The sequence below is a fragment of the Burkholderia sp. BCC1640 genome (assembly GCF_902833125.1).
Taxonomy (GTDB): domain Bacteria; phylum Pseudomonadota; class Gammaproteobacteria; order Burkholderiales; family Burkholderiaceae; genus Burkholderia; species Burkholderia diffusa.
Genome location: NZ_CADFEF010000003.1, coordinates 1 through 20,255, shown reverse-complemented (window position 1 = coordinate 20,255; position 20,255 = coordinate 1). Strand labels below are relative to the sequence as shown.

Below are 20,255 nucleotides of genomic sequence, written 5' to 3'. Positions count from 1 at the left end.
CACCGATGTTCACGCTCTACGGCCGCGGCTGGTGCCACCTGTGCGACGACATGCGTGATGCGCTGGCGCCGGTGGCGGCCGAATTCGGCGTTGCCGTCGACTACGTCGACATCGATGCCGATCCGGCACTCGTCGCCCGTTACGATGAGGACGTGCCGGTGCTGTTGCTGGACGGCACGGAAGTGTGCCGCCACCGGTTCGACGAGGCGAGGGTGCGCGGCGCGCTAACGGTGCGGCGCTGAACCTGGCCCCGTCGCCGGCCGCGCCCTGCGCGGCGTGCCGGTGCGAGTCCGCCCGCCAAGGCCTCCGGCAGGACGCCCTGACCGGGCCTCCGTGACCAGGCGTCCCAAATTACCGCCCGGCAAAGGCCTTTTCGGCTAAAATAAGCCGTTTTTTCACCGACTTACAAGGCGTGCTCCGCAGTCGTCGAGCGCGCCTTTTTCGCTTGATCGGCACTGAATGGATCATATTCGCAATTTCTCGATCATCGCGCACATCGACCATGGCAAGTCGACGCTCGCGGATCGCATCATCCAGGTATGCGGCGGCCTCGCCGACCGTGAAATGGAAGCGCAGGTGCTCGACTCGATGGATATCGAGCGCGAACGCGGCATCACGATCAAGGCGCAGACGGCGGCATTGTCCTATCGCGCCCGCGACGGCAAGGTCTACAACCTCAACCTGATCGATACGCCGGGGCACGTCGACTTCTCGTACGAGGTCAGCCGTTCGCTGTCCGCGTGCGAAGGTGCGCTGCTCGTGGTCGACGCGAGCCAGGGCGTCGAGGCGCAGACGGTCGCGAACTGCTACACGGCGATCGAGCTCGGCGTCGAGGTCGTGCCGGTGCTGAACAAGATCGACCTGCCGGCCGCGAACCCCGAGAACGCGATCGAGGAGATCGAGGACGTGATCGGCATCGACGCGACCGACGCGACGCGCTGCAGCGCGAAGACGGGGCTCGGCGTCGAGGACGTGCTCGAAGCACTGATCGCGAAAGTGCCGCCGCCGAAGGGTGATCCGGCCGCGCCGCTGCAGGCGCTGATCATCGACTCGTGGTTCGACAACTACGTCGGCGTCGTGATGCTCGTGCGCATCGTCAACGGCACGCTGCGTCCGAAGGACAAGATCAAGATGATGGCGACCGGCGCGCAGTATCCGGTCGAGCACGTCGGCGTGTTCACGCCGAAGTCCCGCAATCTCGAATCGCTGTCGGCCGGGCAGGTTGGCTTCATCATCGCCGGCATCAAGGAACTGACTGCCGCGAAGGTCGGCGATACCGTCACGCACGCGACCAAGGCCGCTGCCGAGCCGCTGCCGGGCTTCAAGGAAGTGAAACCGCAGGTGTTCGCGGGCCTCTATCCGGTCGAGGCGAACCAGTACGACGCGCTGCGCGAATCGCTCGAGAAACTGAAGCTCAACGATGCGTCGCTGCAGTACGAGCCGGAAGTGTCGCAGGCACTCGGCTTCGGTTTCCGCTGCGGCTTCCTCGGGTTGCTGCACATGGAAATCGTGCAGGAGCGACTCGAGCGCGAGTTCGACATGGACCTCATCACGACCGCACCGACGGTCGTCTACGAGGTCGTGCAGAGCGACGGCTCGACGATCATGGTCGAGAACCCGGCGAAGATGCCGGAGCCTGGCCGCATCGCGGAAGTCCGCGAGCCGATCGTCACGGTGAACCTGTACATGCCGCAGGACTACGTCGGTTCCGTGATCACGCTGTGCGAGCAGAAGCGTGGCTCGCAGATCAACATGCAGTATCACGGCCGCCAGGTGCAGCTCACGTACGAAATCCCGATGGCCGAAATCGTGCTCGACTTCTTCGATCGCCTGAAGTCGGTGTCGCGCGGCTATGCATCGATGGATTACGAGTTCAAGGAATACCGTTCGTCGGACGTCGTGAAGGTCGACATGCTGATCAACGGCGACAAGGTCGATGCGCTGTCGATCATCGTGCACCGCTCGCAGTCGCAGTATCGCGGCCGTGAAGTGGCCGCGAAGATGCGCGAGATCATTCCGCGCCAGATGTACGACGTAGCGATCCAGGCGGCGATCGGTGCGCACATCGTCGCGCGCGAGAACATCAAGGCACTTCGCAAGAACGTGCTCGCGAAGTGCTACGGCGGCGACATCACGCGAAAGAAGAAACTGCTCGAGAAGCAGAAAGAAGGTAAGAAACGCATGAAGCAGGTGGGTTCGGTCGAGATCCCGCAGGAGGCGTTCCTCGCGATCTTGCGCGTCGAAGACAAATAACAGGACTGATCCTTTTATGAATTTTGCGCTGATTCTTTTTGTGCTCGTCGTCGTGACGGGCGTAGCGTGGGTGTTGGACAAACTGGTGTTCCTGCCGCGGCGACGCAAGGCGGCCGACGCGGCGATCGAGGAGTTCGATCGCCAGCAGTCGCGTATCGACAAGCGTTTCGCGGACGAAAACGCGGGGCAGACGCGTTCGAAGCTGCGTGACGAAAAGCTGCGCCAGCCGTGGTGGCTCGAGTACACCGCAAGCTTCTTCCCGGTGATCCTGGCCGTGTTCGTCGTGCGTTCGTTCGTCGTCGAGCCGTTCAAGATCCCGTCGGGCTCGATGGTGCCGACGCTGCTGGTCGGCGACTTCATCCTCGTCAACAAGTTCGAATACGGCCTGCGCATGCCGATCACGAACACGAAGATCACGCAGGGCAGCCCGCTGTCGCGTGGCGACGTCGTCGTGTTCCGCTATCCGAAGGACGAGTCGGTCGACTACATCAAGCGCGTGATCGGCCTGCCGGGCGACACGGTCGCTTACCAGGACAAGCAACTGACGATCAACGGCCAGCCGGTGCCCGAAACGCCGCTGCCGGATTTCTTCGACGACGAGCGCCAGAACTACGCGAAGCAGTTCGAGGAGACGATCGGCACGAAGAAGAATGCGATCCTCAACAATCCCGCCGTGCCGCCGTTCGTGATGGGCGCCTACGATTATCCGTATCGCGACAACTGCACGTACAACAGCCGCGGCGTGATCTGCAAGGTGCCGCCGGGCCACTACTTCATGATGGGCGACAACCGCGACAACAGCGCGGACAGCCGCTACTGGGGTTTCGTGCCGGACAACAACATCGTCGGCCGCGCGTTCTTCATCTGGATGAACTTCGGCGACCTGAAGCGCATCGGTTCCTTCAACTGATCGCGTTCGACTCGCACGCAATACGCGACGCACGGGCCGCGCCGCGTATTGCCGAACTACTTTAAGAACCGGCGGTAACACCGCCTCGTCACGCCTTTTCGCGTCCGGCCGTGCCGTTTCGGCCCGACCGGCGCCCGCGTTATACTCCTGCACATGCCCCTATCCCAGTTGGAAAGCCGGCTGCGCTATGAATTTCGCAATGCGGAATTGTTGCGCCAGGCTTTGACCCATCGCAGTCACAGTGCCACGCACAACGAACGGCTCGAGTTTCTCGGCGATTCCGTTCTGAATTGCGCGGTGGCCGCCCTTTTGTTCCAGCGTTTCAGCAAGCTGGACGAAGGCGATCTGTCGCGCGTGCGCGCCAATCTCGTCAAGCAGCAGTCGCTCTACGAAATCGCTCAGGCCCTGAATATTTCGGAGGGGCTGCGGCTGGGCGAGGGCGAATTGCGCAGCGGCGGCTTCCGTCGCCCGTCGATCCTCGCGGACGCGTTCGAAGCCATCATCGGGGCGGTATTCCTCGATGGCGGCTTCGAAGCCGCCCAAGGGGTCATCAAGCGCCTCTATATCCCGATTCTCGACCACATCGACCCGCGCACGCTCGGCAAGGATGCGAAGACGCTGCTACAGGAGTACCTGCAGGGGCACAAGATCGCGCTGCCGACCTACACGGTCGTCGCGACGCATGGTGCGGCGCACAATCAGCAGTTCGAGGTCGAATGCACGGTGCCGAAGCTCGACGTGAAGGTGTCGGGCTCTGGTGCGAGCCGGCGAGCGGCCGAGCAGGCTGCCGCGAAGAAGGCGCTCGACGAGGTGCTGGCGGCTGCGCCGATGCTGGCCGCGAAGCCGAAGCGTTCGAAGAACGCACGCGGGTCGAAGCACGTCGAGCCTGAAATCGTGCCGGGCGTGAAGGGCGTGCAGGAAGCGCTGGACCTGCGTTCGCCGGAACGGAAGGAGCGTGCGGCGGCGCGCGATGCGAAGGCGGCGGCGGCCGCGTCGGCAGCGACCGACGCCGGCGCGCACCCGACCGAGCGGCCGGCGCAGGCGCCGATGGCCGCGATTCGCGCGGCGCATGTGGAAACGGCCGCTGACAAGGCCGACCGGCACATGAAGCCGACGGCCGACAAGCCTGCCGAGAAGGCGCCCGAGAAGCCGTCGGATCGCAACGAAGCCGGCTCGCGCGCGGCGGACAAGCCCGCGGAAGCCGCACCCCGTGCAGCCGACAAGCAGGCCGGCCAGGCGGCCGACAAGCCTGCTGCCGGTTCCGATGCCGCGTCGCGTGCGGCGTCGCGCGCCCGCGACACCACGGCGCCCGGCACCGAGACGCCGCAGGACGGCGCAAGCCTCGCTGCCGCGCAGGCGCGCGTGGCCGATGCCGACCACTGAATTGCCCCTCGATCGTGCCGCGCGCCGCGCGGCCGTTTCCGAACCTGTCTCCCAAACGATATGAACACTCCCGCTCCTACCGGTTTCCGTTGCGGCATGATCGCGATCGTGGGCCGCCCGAACGTCGGCAAGTCGACGTTGATGAACGCACTCGTCGGCCAGAAGATCAGCATCACGTCGCGCAAGGCGCAAACGACCCGCCATCGCATCACCGGCATCAACACGTTCGACGACGCGCAATTCGTGTTCGTCGACACGCCGGGCTTCCAGACCCGCCACAGCACCGCGCTGAACCGCTCGCTGAACCGCGCGGTCACGTCGACGCTCACGTCGGTCGACGTGATCCTGTTCGTGATCGAGGCCGGCCGCTTCGGGCCCGACGACCAGAAGGTGCTCGACCTGATCCCGCCCGGCATGCCGACGCTGCTGATCGCGAACAAGATCGACCGCGTGGCCGACAAGGCGACGCTGTTCCCGTTCATGCAGAAGGTGAGCGAGCTGCGCGAATTCACCGAACTCGTGCCGCTGTCGGCGCAGCGGCCGGAAGACATCAAGCGCCTGCTGGACACGATCAAGCCGTACCTGCCGGAAGGCGAGCCGATCTACGGCGAGGACGAGCTGACCGACCGCAGCTCGCGCTTCCTCGCGGCCGAAATCCTGCGCGAGAAGGTGTTCCGCTGGACCGGCGACGAACTGCCATACACGAGCACCGTGCTGATCGACAAGTTCGAGGAGGAAGGGCGCCTGAAGCGTATCTTCGCGACGATCCTTGTTGAGCGCGATTCGCACAAGGCGATGGTGATCGGCAAGAAGGGCGAGAAGCTCAAGCAGATCAGCACCGAGGCGCGGATGGACATGGAGAAGCTGTTCGACGGCCCCGTGTATCTCGAGACCTTCGTGAAGGTGAAGAGCGGGTGGGCCGACAACGAGGCGGGGCTGCGCGCCTATGGGTACGAATGACGCGCTGACGTCGACCGAAGACGCGGTGACCGCCGGCGCGAACGACGCGCCGTTGCCGGCACCGCCCGAACCGCCGCGTCGCAAGGCGCGGCGCGCGACGTCTCGCACGTCCGATTTCCGCGTCGCCGAGCAGCCGGCGTTCGTGCTGCACAGCTATCCGTACAGGGAAACGAGCCTGATCATCGACGTGCTCACGCGCGATCACGGCCGCCTTGCGCTCGTCGCGAAGGGCGCGAAGCGCCCGCACTCCGCGCTGCGCGGCGTGCTGCAGACGTTCCAGCCGCTGCTGCTGTCCTGGTCGGGCAAATCCGAAGTACGCACGCTGACGGGTGCCGAGTGGGTCGGCGGGATGCTGCCGCTCGGCGGCGACGGGCTGCTGTGCGGCTTCTACGCGAACGAGCTGCTCGTGAAATTCTGCGCGCGCGAGGATCCGCAGCCGCCGCTCTTCAATCATTACGTGCTGACCCTCACGCGCCTTGCGCACGGCGAACCCGCGGTGCAGGTGCTGCGTTCGTTCGAGCGCGTGCTGCTGCGCGAGACCGGCTATGCGATGGCGCTGAACCGCACGGTCGCGCGCCGTGCGGTCGAACCGGATCGCCGCTACGTGTTCGATCCCGAGCGCGGCGTGCGCAATGCGGACGACGACGTACCGTCGCACTGGCCGGTGATTACCGGACAGACGTTGCTCGACATGGAGCAGGACGATTACCATCGAGCCCAGACGGTCGCGCAAAGCAAGACGCTGATGCGCTTCCTGCTGAACACCTATCTCGGCGGTACGCCGCTTGCCACGCGTCAGATCCTGATCGACCTGCAAAACCTATGAGTTTCTTCCTGACAACGCCCACCGCCATCGACCTCGGCGTGAACATCGACCACGTCGCGACGCTGCGCAACGCGCGCGGCACGACCTATCCCGATCCGATCCGCGCGGCGCTCGCCGCCGAAGAGGCCGGTGCCGACGCGATCACGCTGCACCTGCGCGAGGACCGCCGCCACATCGTCGACGCCGACGTGCGCAAGCTGCGCCCGCTGCTGAAGACGCGGATGAACCTCGAATGCGCGGTGACGGCCGAGATGCTCGACATCGCATGCGAAGTGCGTCCGCACGACGCGTGCCTCGTGCCGGAGAAGCGCGAGGAACTGACGACCGAAGGCGGTCTCGACGTTGCCGGCCGCTTCGAGGCCGTGCGTGCGGCATGCAAGCAGCTCGCCGACGCCGGCGTGCGCGTGTCGCTGTTCATCGATCCGGACGAGACGCAGATCCGCGCCGCGCATGAAGCCGGCGCACCGGTGGTCGAGCTGCATACCGGCCGCTACGCCGATGCGCACGACGAGGTCGAGCAGCAGCGCGAATACGAGCGCATCGTTGCGGGCGTACAGGCCGGCGCGCAACTGGGCCTCAAGGTCAACGCCGGCCATGGCCTGCATTACACGAACGTGCAGCAGATCGCCGCGATCGACGGCATCGTCGAACTGAACATCGGCCACGCGATCGTCGCGCACGCGATCTTCGCCGGCTGGGACAACGCGGTGCGCGAGATGAAGGCGATCATGGTCGCCGCACGGGTCGCCGCGTTGCACGGCGGCGCGCGCTGACGATGCGTCGCGTGCGCGCGCGCTTCGCTCATCGCCCGGCATCGTCCGCGCATCACGGCGGGCGCTGAGATGGCGATCTACGGCATCGGCACCGACATCGTCCAGGTGAGCCGCATCGCGGCCGTGCTTGCGCGCACGGGCGGCCGGTTCGCCGAGAAGGTGCTCGGTCCCGACGAACTGCGCGTGTTCCATGCGCGCCGTGCGCGCTCGGAGGCGCGCGGCATCGCGTTTCTCGCGACACGCTTTTCCGCGAAGGAAGCGTTCTCGAAGGCGATCGGGCTCGGCATGCACTGGCCGATGACGTGGCGCGCGCTGCAGACCCTCAACCAGCGCAGCGGCGAACCGTACGTCGTCGCGTCGGGCGAGCTGGCCGACTGGCTCGCCGCGCGCGGCATCACGGCGCGTGTGACAGTCAGCGACGAACGCGACTACGCGGTGTCATTCGTGGTCGCCGAGGCCGATGCCGCGCCGCCGCCTGCACCCGCACCTGTTTCCCGAACCACTCCCTGACGGACTTCCCGATTCGATGAAAACGACTCCCGGCCCGGTCATGCTCGACGTCGTCGGCACGGCCCTGTCGCGCGACGACGCGCGGCGCCTTGCGCATCCGAACACCGGCGGCGTGATCCTGTTCGCACGGCATTTCCAGAACCGCGCGCAACTGACCGCGCTGACCGATTCGATTCGCGCGGTGCGCGAGGACATCCTGATCGCCGTCGATCATGAAGGCGGCCGCGTGCAGCGGTTCCGCACCGACGGCTTCACCGTGCTGCCGGCGATGCGCCGCCTCGGCGAGCTGTGGGACCGCGATGTGCTGCTCGCGACGAAGGTCGCGACGGCGGTCGGCTACATCCTGGCCGCCGAGCTGCGCGCATGCGGGATCGACATGAGCTTCACGCCGGTGCTCGATCTCGACTACGGGCATTCGAAGGTGATCGGCGATCGCGCGTTTCATCGCGACCCGCGCGTCGTCACGCTGCTCGCGAAGAGCCTGAACCACGGGCTGTCGCTCGCGGGCATGGCGAACTGCGGCAAGCATTTTCCGGGGCACGGCTTCGCGGAAGCCGATTCGCACGTCGCGCTGCCGACCGACGACCGGCCGCTCGACGCGATCCTCAAGCAGGACGTCGCCCCGTACGATTGGCTTGGCCTGTCGCTGTCCGCGGTGATCCCCGCGCACGTGATCTACACGCAGGTCGACAAGCGGCCCGCGGGCTTCTCGCGCGTGTGGCTGCAGGACATCCTGCGCGGGAAGCTCGGTTTCACGGGCGCGATCTTCAGCGACGACCTGTCGATGGAGGCGGCACGCGAAGGCGGCACGCTCACGCAGGCGGCCGACGCGGCGCTCGCCGCCGGCTGCGACATGGTGCTCGTCTGCAACCAGCCGGACGCGGCCGAAGTCGTGCTGAACGGGCTGAAGGCGCAGGCGTCGGCCGAGTCGGTGCGGCGCATCAAGCGGATGCGGGCGCGCGGCAAGCCGCTCAAGTGGGACAAGCTGATCGTGCAACCCGAGTATCTGCAGGCGCAGGCGCTGCTCGGCAGCGCGCTGGCGTAAGCAGAGAAGGGCGGCGCGATGTCGCCTTTCCCGTTGCCGTTGTCGAAAGCAAAAAGCCGCGCACAAGCGCGGCTTTTTGCTGTTCCACCGACGCGGGGCGAGGTGCAAGGCGACATGGTCTCGTGCAACTAACCGTCAGCTCCCACCAGCGCCCCGAACAACTGCGGCGCGGTCAGTTGACCTTCATCCGCTGCAGCTTGTTGTACAGCGTCTTGGGGCTGATGCCGAGCAGCGTCGCCGCGCGATGGCGCGTGCCGCCGACCGCGTCGAGCGTCGCGCGGATCAGCAGGTCCTCGACGTCGGACAGCGGGGTGCCGACCTTGATCTGCACGCTGCTGCCGTTCAGCGCGGCGCCGGCCGCGAAGCTCGCTTCGCCCGCGCGCAGCGTTTCGATGAAATCGCCGGACGCGTCATAGGCGAAACGCACGCGCTCCTGCAATTCGCGCACGTTGCCGGGCCATTCGTAGGACAGGCATTCGCGCACGAAGCCCGGTGCCGCGCGCTTGTCGGTCGTGCTGCGGCCGGTGGCGCGCGCTTCGCGGTTGAGTTCGTCGATCAGCGCATCCGCGATGGCGAGTGCATCGCCGTCGCGCTCGCGCAGCGGCGGCATCGTGATCGATGCCGCGTCGAGACGCAGCCATAGATCCTCGCGCAGCGTGCCGTTCGCGACCGCCTCGCGGGCCGGGCGGCGCGTGGTCGCGATCAGCCGGAAGTCGCTCGCGATCGAACTCGTGCCGCCGATCCGCATGAAGTTCTGCGAGTCGAGCGCATGCAGCAGCGCCTCCTGCAGCACGAGCGGCAGTGCGGTGATCTCGTCGAGGAACAGCGTGCCGCCGCCGGCCTGTTCGAACAGGCCCGATTCGCGCCGCTCGGCGCCGTCGAACGCGCCGCGTTCATGGCCGAACAGCACGCTGTCGAGCGACGCGCCGTGACGCCCGGCATGCGCGATCGTGCGGCAGTCGAACGACACGAACGGCCCCTTGCGGCGCCGGCTCAGGTCGTGCAGCGTGCGCGCGGCCAGCTTCTTGCCGGTGCCGGCTTCGCCCGTGAACAGCACGGCCGTTTCGGTGCCGGCGTTGTGCTCGATCATGTCGTACACGTGCTGCATCGCCTCGCTGCGGCCCACCAGCGCGCCGAAACGGCCCAGGTGGCGCAGCGACGCGCGCAGCGTCCGCACTTCGTCGATCAGTTCGTAGGGACGCGGAATCCGGGCCAGCAGGCTGCGCAGGCGCGGAATGTTGATCGGCTTCAGCAGGTAATCCCAGATGCCGTGACGCAGGCCTTCGATCGCGCTCTCGACCGTCGCATTGCCCGTCAACACGATCACCGGCAGCGAGCCGTTCGGCTGCTGCTGCGGCAGATGCTGGAGCAGGTCGAATCCGCTGCCGTCCGGCAGGTTCAGGTCGACCAGGACGACATCGGGAATCGAGCGGCCGAGCGCCGTGCGTGCCTCGGCGAGCGACGTGGCCGTGTCGACCGAGAAGCCGTCCGCGGCGAGCAGTGCGGTCAGGCCGGACAGACTGTTGGGATCGTCTTCGACAATCAGGGCGTGTGGCATGGTGGACGCGAGTCGAGTCAAGAGAGGCGGGCTGTCGGCCATCGAGCCGGCCGCAGCCGCATGTCAGATTAAAAACTGATTTTATGCCCCGCTGAACACCTGACGTGCATTATTTCTTTGTCGCTATAAAACAGTTACCGATGATACAAATTGAATACCTTTAGTGCTGGATTTTGTGTTGCCCATGGTGCCGACGCATCGGTGCTGTTGGCGGCAGACAAACAAAAAGCGCCCCGAAGGGCGCTTTGTTCGATCCGGAAATCGCGGGCGATTACGCGCGGCTGCGATATTCGTTCGTGCGCGTATCGATTTCGATCTTGTCGCCGGTGTTGCAGAACAGCGGCACTTGCAGTTCGAAGCCCGTTGCGAGCTTGGCGTTCTTCAGCACCTTGCCCGACGACGTGTCGCCCTTGACGGCCGGTTCCGTGTAGGTGATCTCGCGAACCAGGACCGTCGGCAATTCGACCGAGATCGCCTTTTCGTTGTAGAACACGACTTCGCAAGCCATGCCGTCTTCGAGGTAGTTCAGCGCTTCGCCCATCATTTCCGCTTCGACTTCGTACTGGTTGTAGTCGGCGTCCATGAACACGTACATCGGATCGGCGAAGTACGAGTACGTCACTTCCTTGCGGTCGAGCACGACGACTTCGAATTTGTCGTCAGCCTTGTAGACCGATTCCTGGCCTGCGTTCGACAGCAGGTTCTTCATCTTCATCTTGACGACGGCGGCGTTACGGCCCGACTTGTTGTATTCCGTCTTTGCGATGACCCATGCGTCGCTGCCGATCTGCACGACGTTGCCTACGCGGAGTTCCTGTGCGGTCTTCATAAAAAACTGTCCTGATCCAATCAAATAAATAGGTGCCTGAGCGTTGCACAACGGCTGACGGCGCAAGCGGGGGGCGTTCCGGTGGGTGCCAAGAGCCCCAAACGCGAGCGCTTGCGTGGTCAGCCGTCGGATAACCGCTTATTTTAACTGAGATTTTGCGTATTCCGCCAGCTTTCCGGCGAGATCGCCGACGCCCGCCAGCGCGTCGGCCCAGCATGCCGCGTTGGTGTCCAGTGCGGCACGATGTTGCAGCAAATCGGCCCAATCGGGCCTGCCGCCGCCGTTCCATGCGTGCCAGAAGCGCTCGAGCGCCGCGCGCGGCGCGTCGGCGAGGCCGGCCGACAGGTGCGCGAGCGCGGCGTCGAGCTTCGGTAGGTGCGCGTCGTCGGCCTGCGGGTAGATGTGCCACACGAACGGCTTGCGCGCCCATTGCGCGCGGACGAACGAGTCCTCGCCGCGCACGAAGTTGATGTCGGCCGCCCACAGCAGCGGGTCATAATCGGCCTGCGGGACGAACGCGAGCCCGTAAGCGGTCAGGTTGCCGGCGGTCGCGCGCGCGCCGGCGCCGAACGATTCGACCCCGAAGAAACGGGCGACGGCCGGCGATATGCGGCCGACGGGCACGAGCGCGACGACGGGCGACGGGCCGTCGCGCCACTGCGCGAGCAGCGCGTCGACGGCCGGATTTTCATAGGCGAAGAGGCTGACGACGGTCGTGCCCGGCGCCGGCGGCGCGTCGCCGGTCGCCTGCCGCCACCAGGCGGCGCGCGCTGCCGCGTCGGCTTCGAAGGCCGTGCGGCGCGCGTCGAGGTCGCGTTCCTTCAGCACGCCGCCCGTGCCGGCCGACAAACCCGGGAAGAAGAACGTCTTCAGCAGCGGGTAGCGCGGATGCGGCGATGGCCGCAAATGGAAATCGGCGACCCAGTCCTCGGCGCTCAGGTATTCGAGATTGATCCACACGGGGCGGCGAGCGCGGCGCGCCATCGCCGCGAGATACGCGCCGGGCAGCTCGCACGCGAACGCTTCGATCACGACGTCGGCGATCTCCAGCGCATCGCCGACTTCCGCATGCCAGTGTTCGATCACGATGCCGTCGAGCGTCTGCCGCCCGGCATCGGGATCGACCCCCGGCAGCAGCCGCGCGAACGTGCCCAGATCGTCGATGAAGAGTCGCACCTGCCAGCCGTGCTCGTGCGCGAGCTGGCGCGCGAGGCGCCAGCACACGCCGATGTCGCCGAAGTTGTCGATCACGGTGCAGAAGAGGTCGCACGCGATCGGTTCGTCGGGTGCGAGCGGCGCAGGGGAGGCGGGGGCAGTGCGGGGCATCGAAGGGGGCCGGTGAATGCTCTAAACTGGCGATTCTAATGGACCCGTTCCGCGCCACAAGGCACCCGGATCACGCATGACATCCCCAGAAGCCGCCGACATTCCGTTCGAACCCAAGAAGATCCTCGCGCAATTGCCGCACATGCCGGGCGTCTACCGCTACTACGACACGGCGGGCGCCGTGCTTTACGTCGGCAAGGCGCGCGACCTGAAGAAGCGCGTATCGAGCTATTTCACGAAGACGCAGCTGTCGCCGCGCATCGCGATGATGGTCACGCGCATCGCGCGCATCGAGACGACCGTCACACGCTCGGAGGCCGAGGCGCTGCTGCTCGAGAACAACCTGATCAAGGCGCTCACGCCGCGCTACAACATCCTGTTTCGCGACGACAAATCGTATCCGTACCTGAAACTCACCGCGCACCGCTTTCCGCGCATGGCGTACTACCGCGGCTCGGTCGACAAGCAGAACCAGTATTTCGGGCCGTTCCCGAGCGCATGGGCCGTGCGCGAGAGCATCCAGATCCTGCAGCGCGTGTTCCAGCTGCGCACCTGCGAGGATTCGGTCTTCAACAATCGCACGCGGCCATGCCTGCTGCATCAGATCGGGCGCTGCACGGCGCCGTGCGTCGGCGCGATTTCCGAGGACGATTACGCGATCGACGTGTCGAATGCCGCGCGGTTTCTGCTCGGCCGGCAGTCGGAAGTGATGAAGGAGCTCGAGCAGAAGATGCACGCGTTCGCGGCCGACCTGAAGTTCGAGCAGGCGGCCGCCGTGCGCAACCAGATGAGCTCGCTCGCGACGGTGCTGCACCAGCAGGCGATCGAGGTCGGCAGCGACAGCGACGTCGACATCCTGGCGGTCGTCGCGCAGGGCGGGCGCGTGTGCGTGAACCTGGCGATGGTGCGCGGCGGCCGGCATCTCGGCGACAAGGCCTATTTCCCGACGCACGTCGAAAGTGCGCTGACGCTTGCCGAAGGCGGGCTCGGCGACGAAGCCGAGGCGGCGGACGCTGCCGACGAAACCGCCGCGGCATTGCCCGACGGGCCTGCGGAAGACGCTGCGGCCGCGCGCGACGCGGGGGCGTCGGTGGAGGCCGAGGTGCTCGATGCGTTCATCGCGCAGCACTATCTCGGCAACCGCGTGCCGCCCGTGCTGGTCGTGAGCCACGCACCCGCGAGCCGCGACCTGCTCGAACTGCTGTCCGAGCAGGCCGGTCACAAGGTCTCGCTGGTGCGGCAGCCGCAGGGGCAGCGGCGCGCGTGGCTGTCGATGGCCGAGCAGAACGCGCAGATCGCGCTCGCACGGTTGCTGTCCGAGCAGGGCTCGCAGCAGGCGCGCACGCGCGCGCTCGCGGAGACGCTCAGCTTCGAAGGCGACGATCTTGCAACGCTGCGGATCGAATGTTTCGACATCAGCCATACGATGGGCGAGGCGACGCAGGCGTCGTGCGTCGTCTATCACCATCACAAGATGCAGTCGGGCGAGTACCGGCGCTACAACATCACCGGCATCACGCCGGGCGACGATTACGCGGCCATGCGGCAGGTGCTGACGCGTCGCTACGAGAAGATGGTCGAGCAGGCCGCGCAGGCGGCGTCCGCCGACGACGCGGCCGGCATCGACGGCGAATCGACGCGCAAGGCCGAGGCATCGAGCCTGCTGCCGAACATCGTGCTGATCGACGGCGGCAAAGGGCAGGTCGAGATCGCGCGACAGGTGTTCACCGAACTCGGCCTCGACACGTCGATGCTGGTTGGTGTCGCGAAGGGCGAAGGGCGCAAGGTCGGCCTCGAGACGCTCGTGTTCGCGGACGGCCGCGCACCGCTCGAACTCGGCAAGGAGAGCGCCGCGCTGATGCTCGTCGCACAGATCCGCGACGAGGCGCACCGTTTTGCGATCACCGGGATGCGCGCGAAGCGGGCGAAGGCGCGCCAGACTTCGCGGCTCGAGGAGCTCGAAGGGGTCGGTGCGAAACGTCGGCAGCGACTGCTCGCGCGGTTCGGCGGGCTGCGCGGCGTGGTGGCCGCGAGCGTCGAGGAACTGGCGAGCGTCGACGGCATCTCGCACGCACTCGCCGAGCAGATCTACAAGCAGCTTCACTGAAGCGGCCGTGCGGCCGGCGGCCCCAGCGCGCGATCTCGCGTTCTTGTGGCGGGCCGGTCGACACGGCACAATTGCGAATCCTTTACTGACCCGCATGCCATGCCGTTCAATTTCCCGATTTTCCTGACGTGGGTACGGATCGTGCTGATCCCGCTCGTCGTCGGCGTGTTCTATCTGCCGGACACGGTGATGGGCGGCGCGCACCGCAACCTCGCGGCGGCGGCGATCTTCATCCTCGCCGCGTTGACCGACTGGTTCGACGGGTTTCTCGCCCGCAAGTGGAACCAGACGTCGTCGTTCGGCGCGTTCCTCGATCCGGTCGCGGACAAGCTGATGGTGACAGCCGCGCTGCTGATCCTCGTGCAGATTTCGCGGGTCGATGCGGCGATCGCGCTCGTGATCGTCGGCCGTGAGATCGCGATCTCGGCGCTGCGCGAATGGATGGCACAGATCGGTGCGTCGAAGAGCGTCGCGGTGAACCAGCTCGGCAAGTTCAAGACCGCGTGCCAGATGGTCGCGATCCCGATGCTGCTGTACTACGGCCCGCTGCCGCTCGGCATCGCGACGATCGACACGCGCGTGTGGGGCGAATGGCTGATGTACCTCGCGGCGGTGCTGACGATCTGGTCGATGCTGTACTACATGAAGCTTGCGTGGCCGCAGATTCGCGAGCGCGGCGGCGCGTGAGCAGCCCCGCACGGGCGGTTGCGCAGGTTTTTGGAAAAAGGGCTGGAAAAGCCCTTGACACACGAATGAGCCTTCGACATAATCTCGCTTCTCCGCTGCACGACGAAGTAAGTGTGTGACGGGGAAGCAGTAGTGCAGCAATACGCGGGAGTAGCTCAGTTGGTAGAGCGCAACCTTGCCAAGGTTGAGGTCGCGAGTTCGAGACTCGTCTCCCGCTCCAGATTTTTCTGGCAGCGTGTTGTACGGTAAAGCGCTGCAGATGCAGGACACATGCGGGAGTAGCTCAGTTGGTAGAGCGCAACCTTGCCAAGGTTGAGGTCGCGAGTTCGAGACTCGTCTCCCGCTCCAGATTTTTCTGGCAGCGTGTTGTACGGCAAAGCGCTGCAGGTGCAGGACAATGCGGGAGTAGCTCAGTTGGTAGAGCGCAACCTTGCCAAGGTTGAGGTCGCGAGTTCGAGACTCGTCTCCCGCTCCAAGTAATGGGGAAGCCACGCTTCCCTTTTTATTTGATGGACTGATGGTCCTCGAATAAAAAATCTGTCGCTTGCCTCTACGGCATCCGGACAGTCCGCTTTTGGCGCGATAGCAAAGCGGTTATGCAGCGGCCTGCAAAGCCGTTTAGGCCGGTTCGACTCCGGCTCGCGCCTCCAAGTAGAACGAGATAAAGCCCTGATTCGTCAGGGCTTTTCTTTTTTCTGCGCCTTTCCAAAGATGGAAATGCGTCGCCTAGAGTGGTAAAAAGTTGCCTGTAACCAACTGACAACCGACGCCAACCACCCGTCAATCGGCTAATTGGCAATCGAGGCGAGTTATCTAGGCATGGCGAACAAACGACTGCGGCCGTCCGGCACGTGGGAATACACCATCAAGCGGGCGAAGCTGCTACCAAAGCCACTTTCCCTGACGTTTGACACCGAGGAAGAGGGCGACGCGTACGTCGCACGGTTAGAGCAGTTGCTGGACGCGGGCATCGTTCCGGAAGAGGTGGTCGAGCAGCGCGAAGCGATCTCGACCGCGGGCGACGCTATCCGGGCGTATCTGCGTCGCGTGTCGGTGCCGGACTCCGACGTCCAGGTGCTGAACGCGCTCCTCGGCAGGGTGGCCATCACGGCAAAGTCGCTTACGATGCTCGACTATCAGTGGGCAGAGCAGTGGGTGACCGGTATGAAGCGTCGCGACCATCTATCGCCGTCGACGATTCGACACTACGTCGGTGCGCTGGCCCGCTGCTTCGATTGGGTCGTGAGGTCGGGCACGCCGATGTTGGCGACCAATCCGCTCCGATTGCTCCCGAAGCGATACGCGACTTACACCGATGAAGATCGAACATCAGTGGCCGCTCAAGATGTCGACGCGAAAGAGGATGTCCATCGGGACCGGCGGCCGAGCGAAACAGAACAGGCCGAGATTCGACGACTGATGGCAGGTGGGAAGCCGAACGGACGCGAGCGTGCATTCGAGCTCCCGTATCGGCCAGCGCTGGTGTTCCTCTTCGAGCTGGGCATCGAATCCGCAATGCGAATGCGGGAAATGTATACGCTCGAGGTCGACCAGTTTGAGGCCGGCCGTCGCACGGCTGCGCTCGAAAAAACGAAGAACGGTAGCAAGCGCTCGGTGCCGCTCACAACGATCGCTATCGCTGCGTACGAGCGGTACGTCGCTGCCGTGAATGGTAGCGACCCGGAGATGAACGGCTTCACCTTCGATGCTGGCCGCTTGTTCCCGTGGGTTGACGAGATGGAGGCATCAATGCGGGCCGAGGGCGCGTCGCTTCTGAAGCGCAAAGTGCTTGCCCGCGTCACGTCTCGACTATCTGCTCAATTCGGCCGGATCTTTGACGCCGCCGGCTGCTCGGATCTGGTGTTCCATGACCTGCGGCACGAGGCGACGTCGCGGTTGTTCGAGCGCACCACGTTGAGCGACATTCAGATTGCGAAAATCACCGGCCACACCAACCCGAAGGTACTGATGCGTTATGCGAACCTGAGGGGGAGTGACCTAGCGGAGCGGCTTTGGTAAGCGAGCCCACGCGGAAATCCACCATGACATTGGTCAGTGTGCCAATATTCGACTACCGACGGATATCACCCAGTAGAATCGGGGCTTGCCGTCTGATACTATCGGTGCACATACCGCCGAATATTACAATTGTCAAGAAATGCCGAACTTCAAACATCCGACGCTTGCTCAAGCGGCTTTCCTGCTCCATTTTGGGGAGCAGCAGACCAAAGTGCGCTTCACGCAGGGAGACGCAGAGGTCGCGTTCGGAGCATTCGGGTCTGGGCAATCCCAGCAGACGAATGTCCTTGATGACGCAGACCCATCACTGCCGCGCATAGTTTTCGCAAAGGCCAAGAAGAATATTGCGATATCTCAACTGGCTGTACAGTATGCGCAAGCGTTCGACGTGGGCGAGTGCCCAGTTGACGGGCAAGTTGGTGACATTCTGGCAACGGCCCGCTCGTTTTATGATCAGGCTCTCGAGTATCGCGCCTTGACGGATTACGCTAGTCTGGGGCTGGTTCTTACTGTGAATTACGCTTCCAATTCCCCCACCGATGAGATTCACAAATTCGTTTACGAGAAATTTGTGGCGCTTCCGGCGTTGGGTGATGTGGCAAGTGTTCAAATGACGCTTGGCTTCAAGATGCGTGATTTGTTTGTCAATCTTGGAGCGTCAGTATACGAAACCCGTCAATTTGACTTTAAGGGAGTAGCGTCTCATAAACTTACTACTTTCCGACTCGATCAGTTGGCGGTGGTCGAAAAAGGTATGCAGATAAATCTGGATGTGAATACGAGGGCGCGCGCCGGTCAGGGTGCTGTTGATCGGTCGGCTATGGAGGATATTATCTCTATGGCAACTGAGTTTCTAAGTGTTCGACTTCCGGAAATCGTGGGTTCGGAGACTATAAAATGAACGAGGAAATTGAATCTGGCGTTGTCTCTGCCGTAACTAATACGATCGAGAGTACTCAGTCTGTGGGTTATGTGGAGTCTTCCGAGTATTTTGGTCAAGTTGCGAATATAGATCATTTGATTCGGGTGTCGACTGATCTGCAAACACTTTCTCTGACGGCTCATGTATGGGAGACGAAGGAGGTTGCTGCCAGATTCAATCGATTGATTGCGGAGCGGATGCAGGACCTAAGGTTGGTAGTCGATTTCGCAGCTTGGCAAAAGAAAAAAATTGATTACGATGGTGTTTATCAGGCTTTTCTTCTTGATGCCATTACGGACGAGCAGTTCATGGAGGAATCGGAGCGATTTGCCGTCGAGATCGCTAAGAGGGATACACAGTTCGTTGCAGAGACGGCTGATAAGCTCGCCGAGTTACTGCCGTTCGAACTCTCGACGTCTGATCTTGCTGAGTTTTTTTCGTGCGAACAGCGTGATGTTGTTGCCGCTATCGCAAGCAAATGGTCTCATTCGAAGAAGCTCAAGGAGCTTCTGCCGGATAACCTGCTCCACGGCGAGGGTGCATAGAAGATGACGCAGGCGATCGCTATCTGCTCGTCGATTGAAGGCGAAAAGATCAAGTTTGAAACTAGGCAATTTAATATTTCGCCGCCCGTAAAAGAAGGTGGTCGTCTACGCTTTGGATTTAAGCTTGGTATTCGCAGCACAGCGTGGATTACCGAGTCTTACGCGAATCCTGCTCAAAGTGTCGTTTATGTTCAATCCATGACTGCGGTGGACGATGAAGTCATGGGCACGTCGCTCGATGGCTGGGCGACAAAACCCCTAAAGGAGCCTGCGCTCGTAAAAGGGTCTGGGCGACATAGTGCTAGCGCATTGACCATCACGGGCGGAGCATACGTGCATATACAAGCAGCAGCTCGCGAGCATCTGGAAAATGCCGATCTGTCTGAAAAAATGAAACCTGTTGAGCAAGTCCGCCGGCTGGAAGACATTGAAGCGGCGGAGTGATTGGCAGAATCGTCGACACCTCATGAATATGAAAGGCCGCCAGGAATGGCGGCCTTTTTGTTCTAGCGCTAGTTTTTGAGGTCTTGATCAAGGCATATCCGGCCTACGCAATCATCGGCTGCGACGGTTCGTTGATATCCGGTAGCCTTGGCAGGGGGCGTGCTTTTCGGCCGGGCCGGCGTGGGTCGGTCGCCGAAAGTTGCTTAGTGATCGCTCGGTGTACTCGTTCGTCGGTTGCGGGCGAGCTGGTGCGGATCTGCTCGATGCGCCTTTGCGTTTGCGCTTGCACCTGCTCGCGGAGGTACGCAACGACGTCATCTTCAAGAAAGACCCACGCGCGGCCTATCTTGGCACCGAGAATGTCGCCGCGATGGACGATGTCTAGAAGCGTTGTCCGGTCGATCTTGAGGAATTCCGCGCATTCGATCAGATCAAGCGTGCGCATTTGGTCCTCCGGCTACCCGCGGATCAGTGCTGTTATCGATCTTCGGATGCCAAATATCAAGCCACGCACGCACGTCCTTCTTGTATTCGAACGTCGAGTGCTCGATGTCGACGTGACGCCGGCTGAACAGACAATTCCACTTACCGTCGTCTGTGCGCCAGATCGACACGGCGCCGTAGTCGCCGGCGTCGGTGCAAGCGCGGTGCTGAAGAAGCAGGCGCACTGCGTGCGCGGGCGAGTTGAAGAACGGAACGTTGTCGATGCGGCCGCCAGCGACGCCCGGAAGGTTGATTAGGGAACCCATCATTGGTCTCCGTGCTTAAAAGTGGTAGGTGTCGCGCGATCGAGCTGCATGAGCCCAGTCTCGAGCGTGACGCCGGCAGTGGCCGCCCAGGTGCGGGCCTCTTGCGCGGCTTTGTGGCGAGCGTAGCTGCCGACTTCGTTAGCCATCAGGTCGAGCAGCTCGACGTCGGCCGCCTGCGAGATCTCGACGACTAGCTCGCGGATCGCAATGCGCAGCGCCTCGAGGCGCTCGGCTCTGCCTCGGCGGGTCACCGCCGAGGCATCGTTCACCTGGATAGGTTTGCGTGTTTACGCCGACCGGAAATTGAGCCACTTGTAGGGATCGCGCCGACTGAAAACTGAGCCGGGCAATCAACCTATCCTGCTAGTTTTTCAGGCAGGGTGTTTGGGGATGATCCCGATGACCATGA

The 20,255-nt window shown here is 63.6% G+C and carries 21 protein-coding genes and 4 tRNA genes; 19 read left to right on the top strand and 6 right to left on the bottom strand.

The genetic code is table 11. From position 1 onward, the window contains the following. Positions 1-5: 5 nt before the first annotated feature. The 9 genes from HWX25_RS04345 (at position 6) to nagZ (ending at position 8,660) form a co-directional block, all read left to right on the top strand. Entirely contained in the window at positions 6-242 is a 237-nt protein-coding gene (locus HWX25_RS04345) for a glutaredoxin family protein (RefSeq protein WP_059816043.1), read from the top strand. A gap of 217 nt (positions 243-459) precedes the next feature. After that, positions 460-2,253 (top strand): translation elongation factor 4, encoded by a 1,794-nt coding sequence (gene lepA, locus HWX25_RS04340; protein WP_021159691.1) that lies wholly within the window; start codon positions 460-462, stop codon positions 2,251-2,253. A gap of 16 nt (positions 2,254-2,269) precedes the next feature. Further along, positions 2,270-3,163 carry a signal peptidase I gene (gene lepB / locus HWX25_RS04335; RefSeq protein WP_059447970.1) on the top strand — a complete coding sequence of 298 codons (894 nt, stop codon included), beginning with the start codon at positions 2,270-2,272 and terminating at the stop codon, positions 3,161-3,163. A gap of 153 nt (positions 3,164-3,316) precedes the next feature. Beyond that, positions 3,317-4,546, top strand: coding sequence for a ribonuclease III (rnc, locus tag HWX25_RS04330; protein ID WP_175907349.1), 1,230 nt, complete (start codon positions 3,317-3,319; stop codon positions 4,544-4,546). A 60-nt stretch (positions 4,547-4,606) separates the two neighbouring features. Then, the gene (gene era / locus HWX25_RS04325) at positions 4,607-5,506 is read left to right on the top strand and encodes a GTPase Era (protein ID WP_059523712.1); all 900 of its coding nucleotides are present in this window, start codon (positions 4,607-4,609) and stop codon (positions 5,504-5,506) included. Then, on the top strand, positions 5,493-6,332 hold the full coding sequence (gene recO / locus HWX25_RS04320) for a DNA repair protein RecO (protein ID WP_014897645.1): 840 nt from the start codon (positions 5,493-5,495) through the stop codon (positions 6,330-6,332). The genes era and recO overlap by 14 nt, the downstream gene beginning before the upstream one ends. After that, positions 6,329-7,105, top strand: a complete 777-nt coding sequence (pdxJ, locus tag HWX25_RS04315; RefSeq protein ID WP_059816037.1) for a pyridoxine 5'-phosphate synthase — start codon at positions 6,329-6,331, stop codon at positions 7,103-7,105. Before recO ends, pdxJ begins: the two co-directional genes overlap by 4 nt. Before the next feature lie 69 nt (positions 7,106-7,174). Further along, on the top strand, positions 7,175-7,615 hold the full coding sequence (gene acpS / locus HWX25_RS04310; protein ID WP_059816034.1) for a holo-ACP synthase: 441 nt from the start codon (positions 7,175-7,177) through the stop codon (positions 7,613-7,615). Between the two features lie 16 nt (positions 7,616-7,631). After that, positions 7,632-8,660, top strand: a complete 1,029-nt coding sequence (gene nagZ / locus HWX25_RS04305; protein WP_175907347.1) for a beta-N-acetylhexosaminidase — start codon at positions 7,632-7,634, stop codon at positions 8,658-8,660. Between the two features lie 172 nt (positions 8,661-8,832). Here nagZ and HWX25_RS04300 read toward each other — a convergent pair whose 3' ends face one another. The 3 genes from HWX25_RS04300 to earP all read right to left on the bottom strand — a co-directional run bounded on the left by HWX25_RS04300 (position 8,833) and on the right by earP (position 12,373). After that, complete coding sequence (locus tag HWX25_RS04300; RefSeq protein ID WP_059523708.1) at positions 8,833-10,218, bottom strand: sigma-54 dependent transcriptional regulator; 1,386 nt, start codon at positions 10,216-10,218, stop codon at positions 8,833-8,835. Between the two features lie 271 nt (positions 10,219-10,489). Further along, positions 10,490-11,047: an elongation factor P gene (gene efp, locus HWX25_RS04295; protein WP_059816028.1), complete on the bottom strand. Its 558-nt coding sequence runs from the start codon at positions 11,045-11,047 to the stop codon at positions 10,490-10,492. Between the two features lie 138 nt (positions 11,048-11,185). Beyond that, complete coding sequence (earP, locus tag HWX25_RS04290; protein ID WP_175907345.1) at positions 11,186-12,373, bottom strand: elongation factor P maturation arginine rhamnosyltransferase EarP; 1,188 nt, start codon at positions 12,371-12,373, stop codon at positions 11,186-11,188. Positions 12,374-12,449: 76 nt separating this feature from the next. Here earP and uvrC point away from each other — a divergent pair, with 76 nt between their 5' ends. The 10 genes from uvrC (at position 12,450) to HWX25_RS04240 (ending at position 19,097) form a co-directional block, all read left to right on the top strand. Continuing rightward, positions 12,450-14,480, top strand: a complete 2,031-nt coding sequence (gene uvrC, locus HWX25_RS04285; RefSeq protein ID WP_059702472.1) for an excinuclease ABC subunit UvrC — start codon at positions 12,450-12,452, stop codon at positions 14,478-14,480. A gap of 99 nt (positions 14,481-14,579) precedes the next feature. Continuing rightward, positions 14,580-15,167 (top strand): CDP-diacylglycerol--glycerol-3-phosphate 3-phosphatidyltransferase, encoded by a 588-nt coding sequence (gene pgsA / locus HWX25_RS04280; RefSeq protein ID WP_006757520.1) that lies wholly within the window; start codon positions 14,580-14,582, stop codon positions 15,165-15,167. Positions 15,168-15,311: 144 nt separating this feature from the next. Beyond that, positions 15,312-15,387: transfer RNA gene (locus tag HWX25_RS04275), tRNA-Gly, on the top strand. 52 nt (positions 15,388-15,439) lie between these two features. Then, a tRNA-Gly gene (locus HWX25_RS04270) sits at positions 15,440-15,515 on the top strand. Between the two features lie 51 nt (positions 15,516-15,566). Further along, a tRNA-Gly gene (locus HWX25_RS04265) sits at positions 15,567-15,642 on the top strand. A gap of 101 nt (positions 15,643-15,743) precedes the next feature. Continuing rightward, positions 15,744-15,817: transfer RNA gene (locus tag HWX25_RS04260), tRNA-Cys, on the top strand. A gap of 169 nt (positions 15,818-15,986) precedes the next feature. Further along, entirely contained in the window at positions 15,987-17,186 is a 1,200-nt protein-coding gene (locus HWX25_RS04255) for a site-specific integrase (protein WP_175907343.1), read from the top strand. 85 nt (positions 17,187-17,271) lie between these two features. Next, positions 17,272-18,087, top strand: coding sequence for a hypothetical protein (locus HWX25_RS04250; RefSeq protein WP_175907341.1), 816 nt, complete (start codon positions 17,272-17,274; stop codon positions 18,085-18,087). Continuing rightward, on the top strand, positions 18,084-18,653 hold the full coding sequence (locus HWX25_RS04245) for a hypothetical protein (protein WP_175907340.1): 570 nt from the start codon (positions 18,084-18,086) through the stop codon (positions 18,651-18,653). The genes HWX25_RS04250 and HWX25_RS04245 overlap by 4 nt, the downstream gene beginning before the upstream one ends. Positions 18,654-18,656: 3 nt before the next feature. Next, a complete protein-coding gene (locus HWX25_RS04240; RefSeq protein WP_175907339.1) occupies positions 18,657-19,097 on the top strand; it encodes a hypothetical protein in 441 nt (146 codons plus the stop codon). A 103-nt stretch (positions 19,098-19,200) separates the two neighbouring features. Here the strand turns inward: HWX25_RS04240 and HWX25_RS04235 are convergent, their stop codons facing one another. Genes HWX25_RS04235 through HWX25_RS04225 form a run of 3 tightly spaced genes read right to left on the bottom strand, consistent with a single transcriptional unit; the run spans position 19,201 to position 20,115 of the window. Beyond that, positions 19,201-19,542 (bottom strand): helix-turn-helix domain-containing protein, encoded by a 342-nt coding sequence (locus tag HWX25_RS04235; RefSeq protein ID WP_175907338.1) that lies wholly within the window; start codon positions 19,540-19,542, stop codon positions 19,201-19,203. After that, positions 19,529-19,846 (bottom strand): hypothetical protein, encoded by a 318-nt coding sequence (locus HWX25_RS33360; RefSeq protein WP_244138732.1) that lies wholly within the window; start codon positions 19,844-19,846, stop codon positions 19,529-19,531. Before HWX25_RS33360 ends, HWX25_RS04235 begins: the two co-directional genes overlap by 14 nt. Further along, the gene (locus HWX25_RS04225) at positions 19,846-20,115 is read right to left on the bottom strand and encodes a hypothetical protein (protein WP_175907337.1); all 270 of its coding nucleotides are present in this window, start codon (positions 20,113-20,115) and stop codon (positions 19,846-19,848) included. The genes HWX25_RS33360 and HWX25_RS04225 overlap by 1 nt, the downstream gene beginning before the upstream one ends. Positions 20,116-20,255 lie beyond the last annotated feature (140 nt).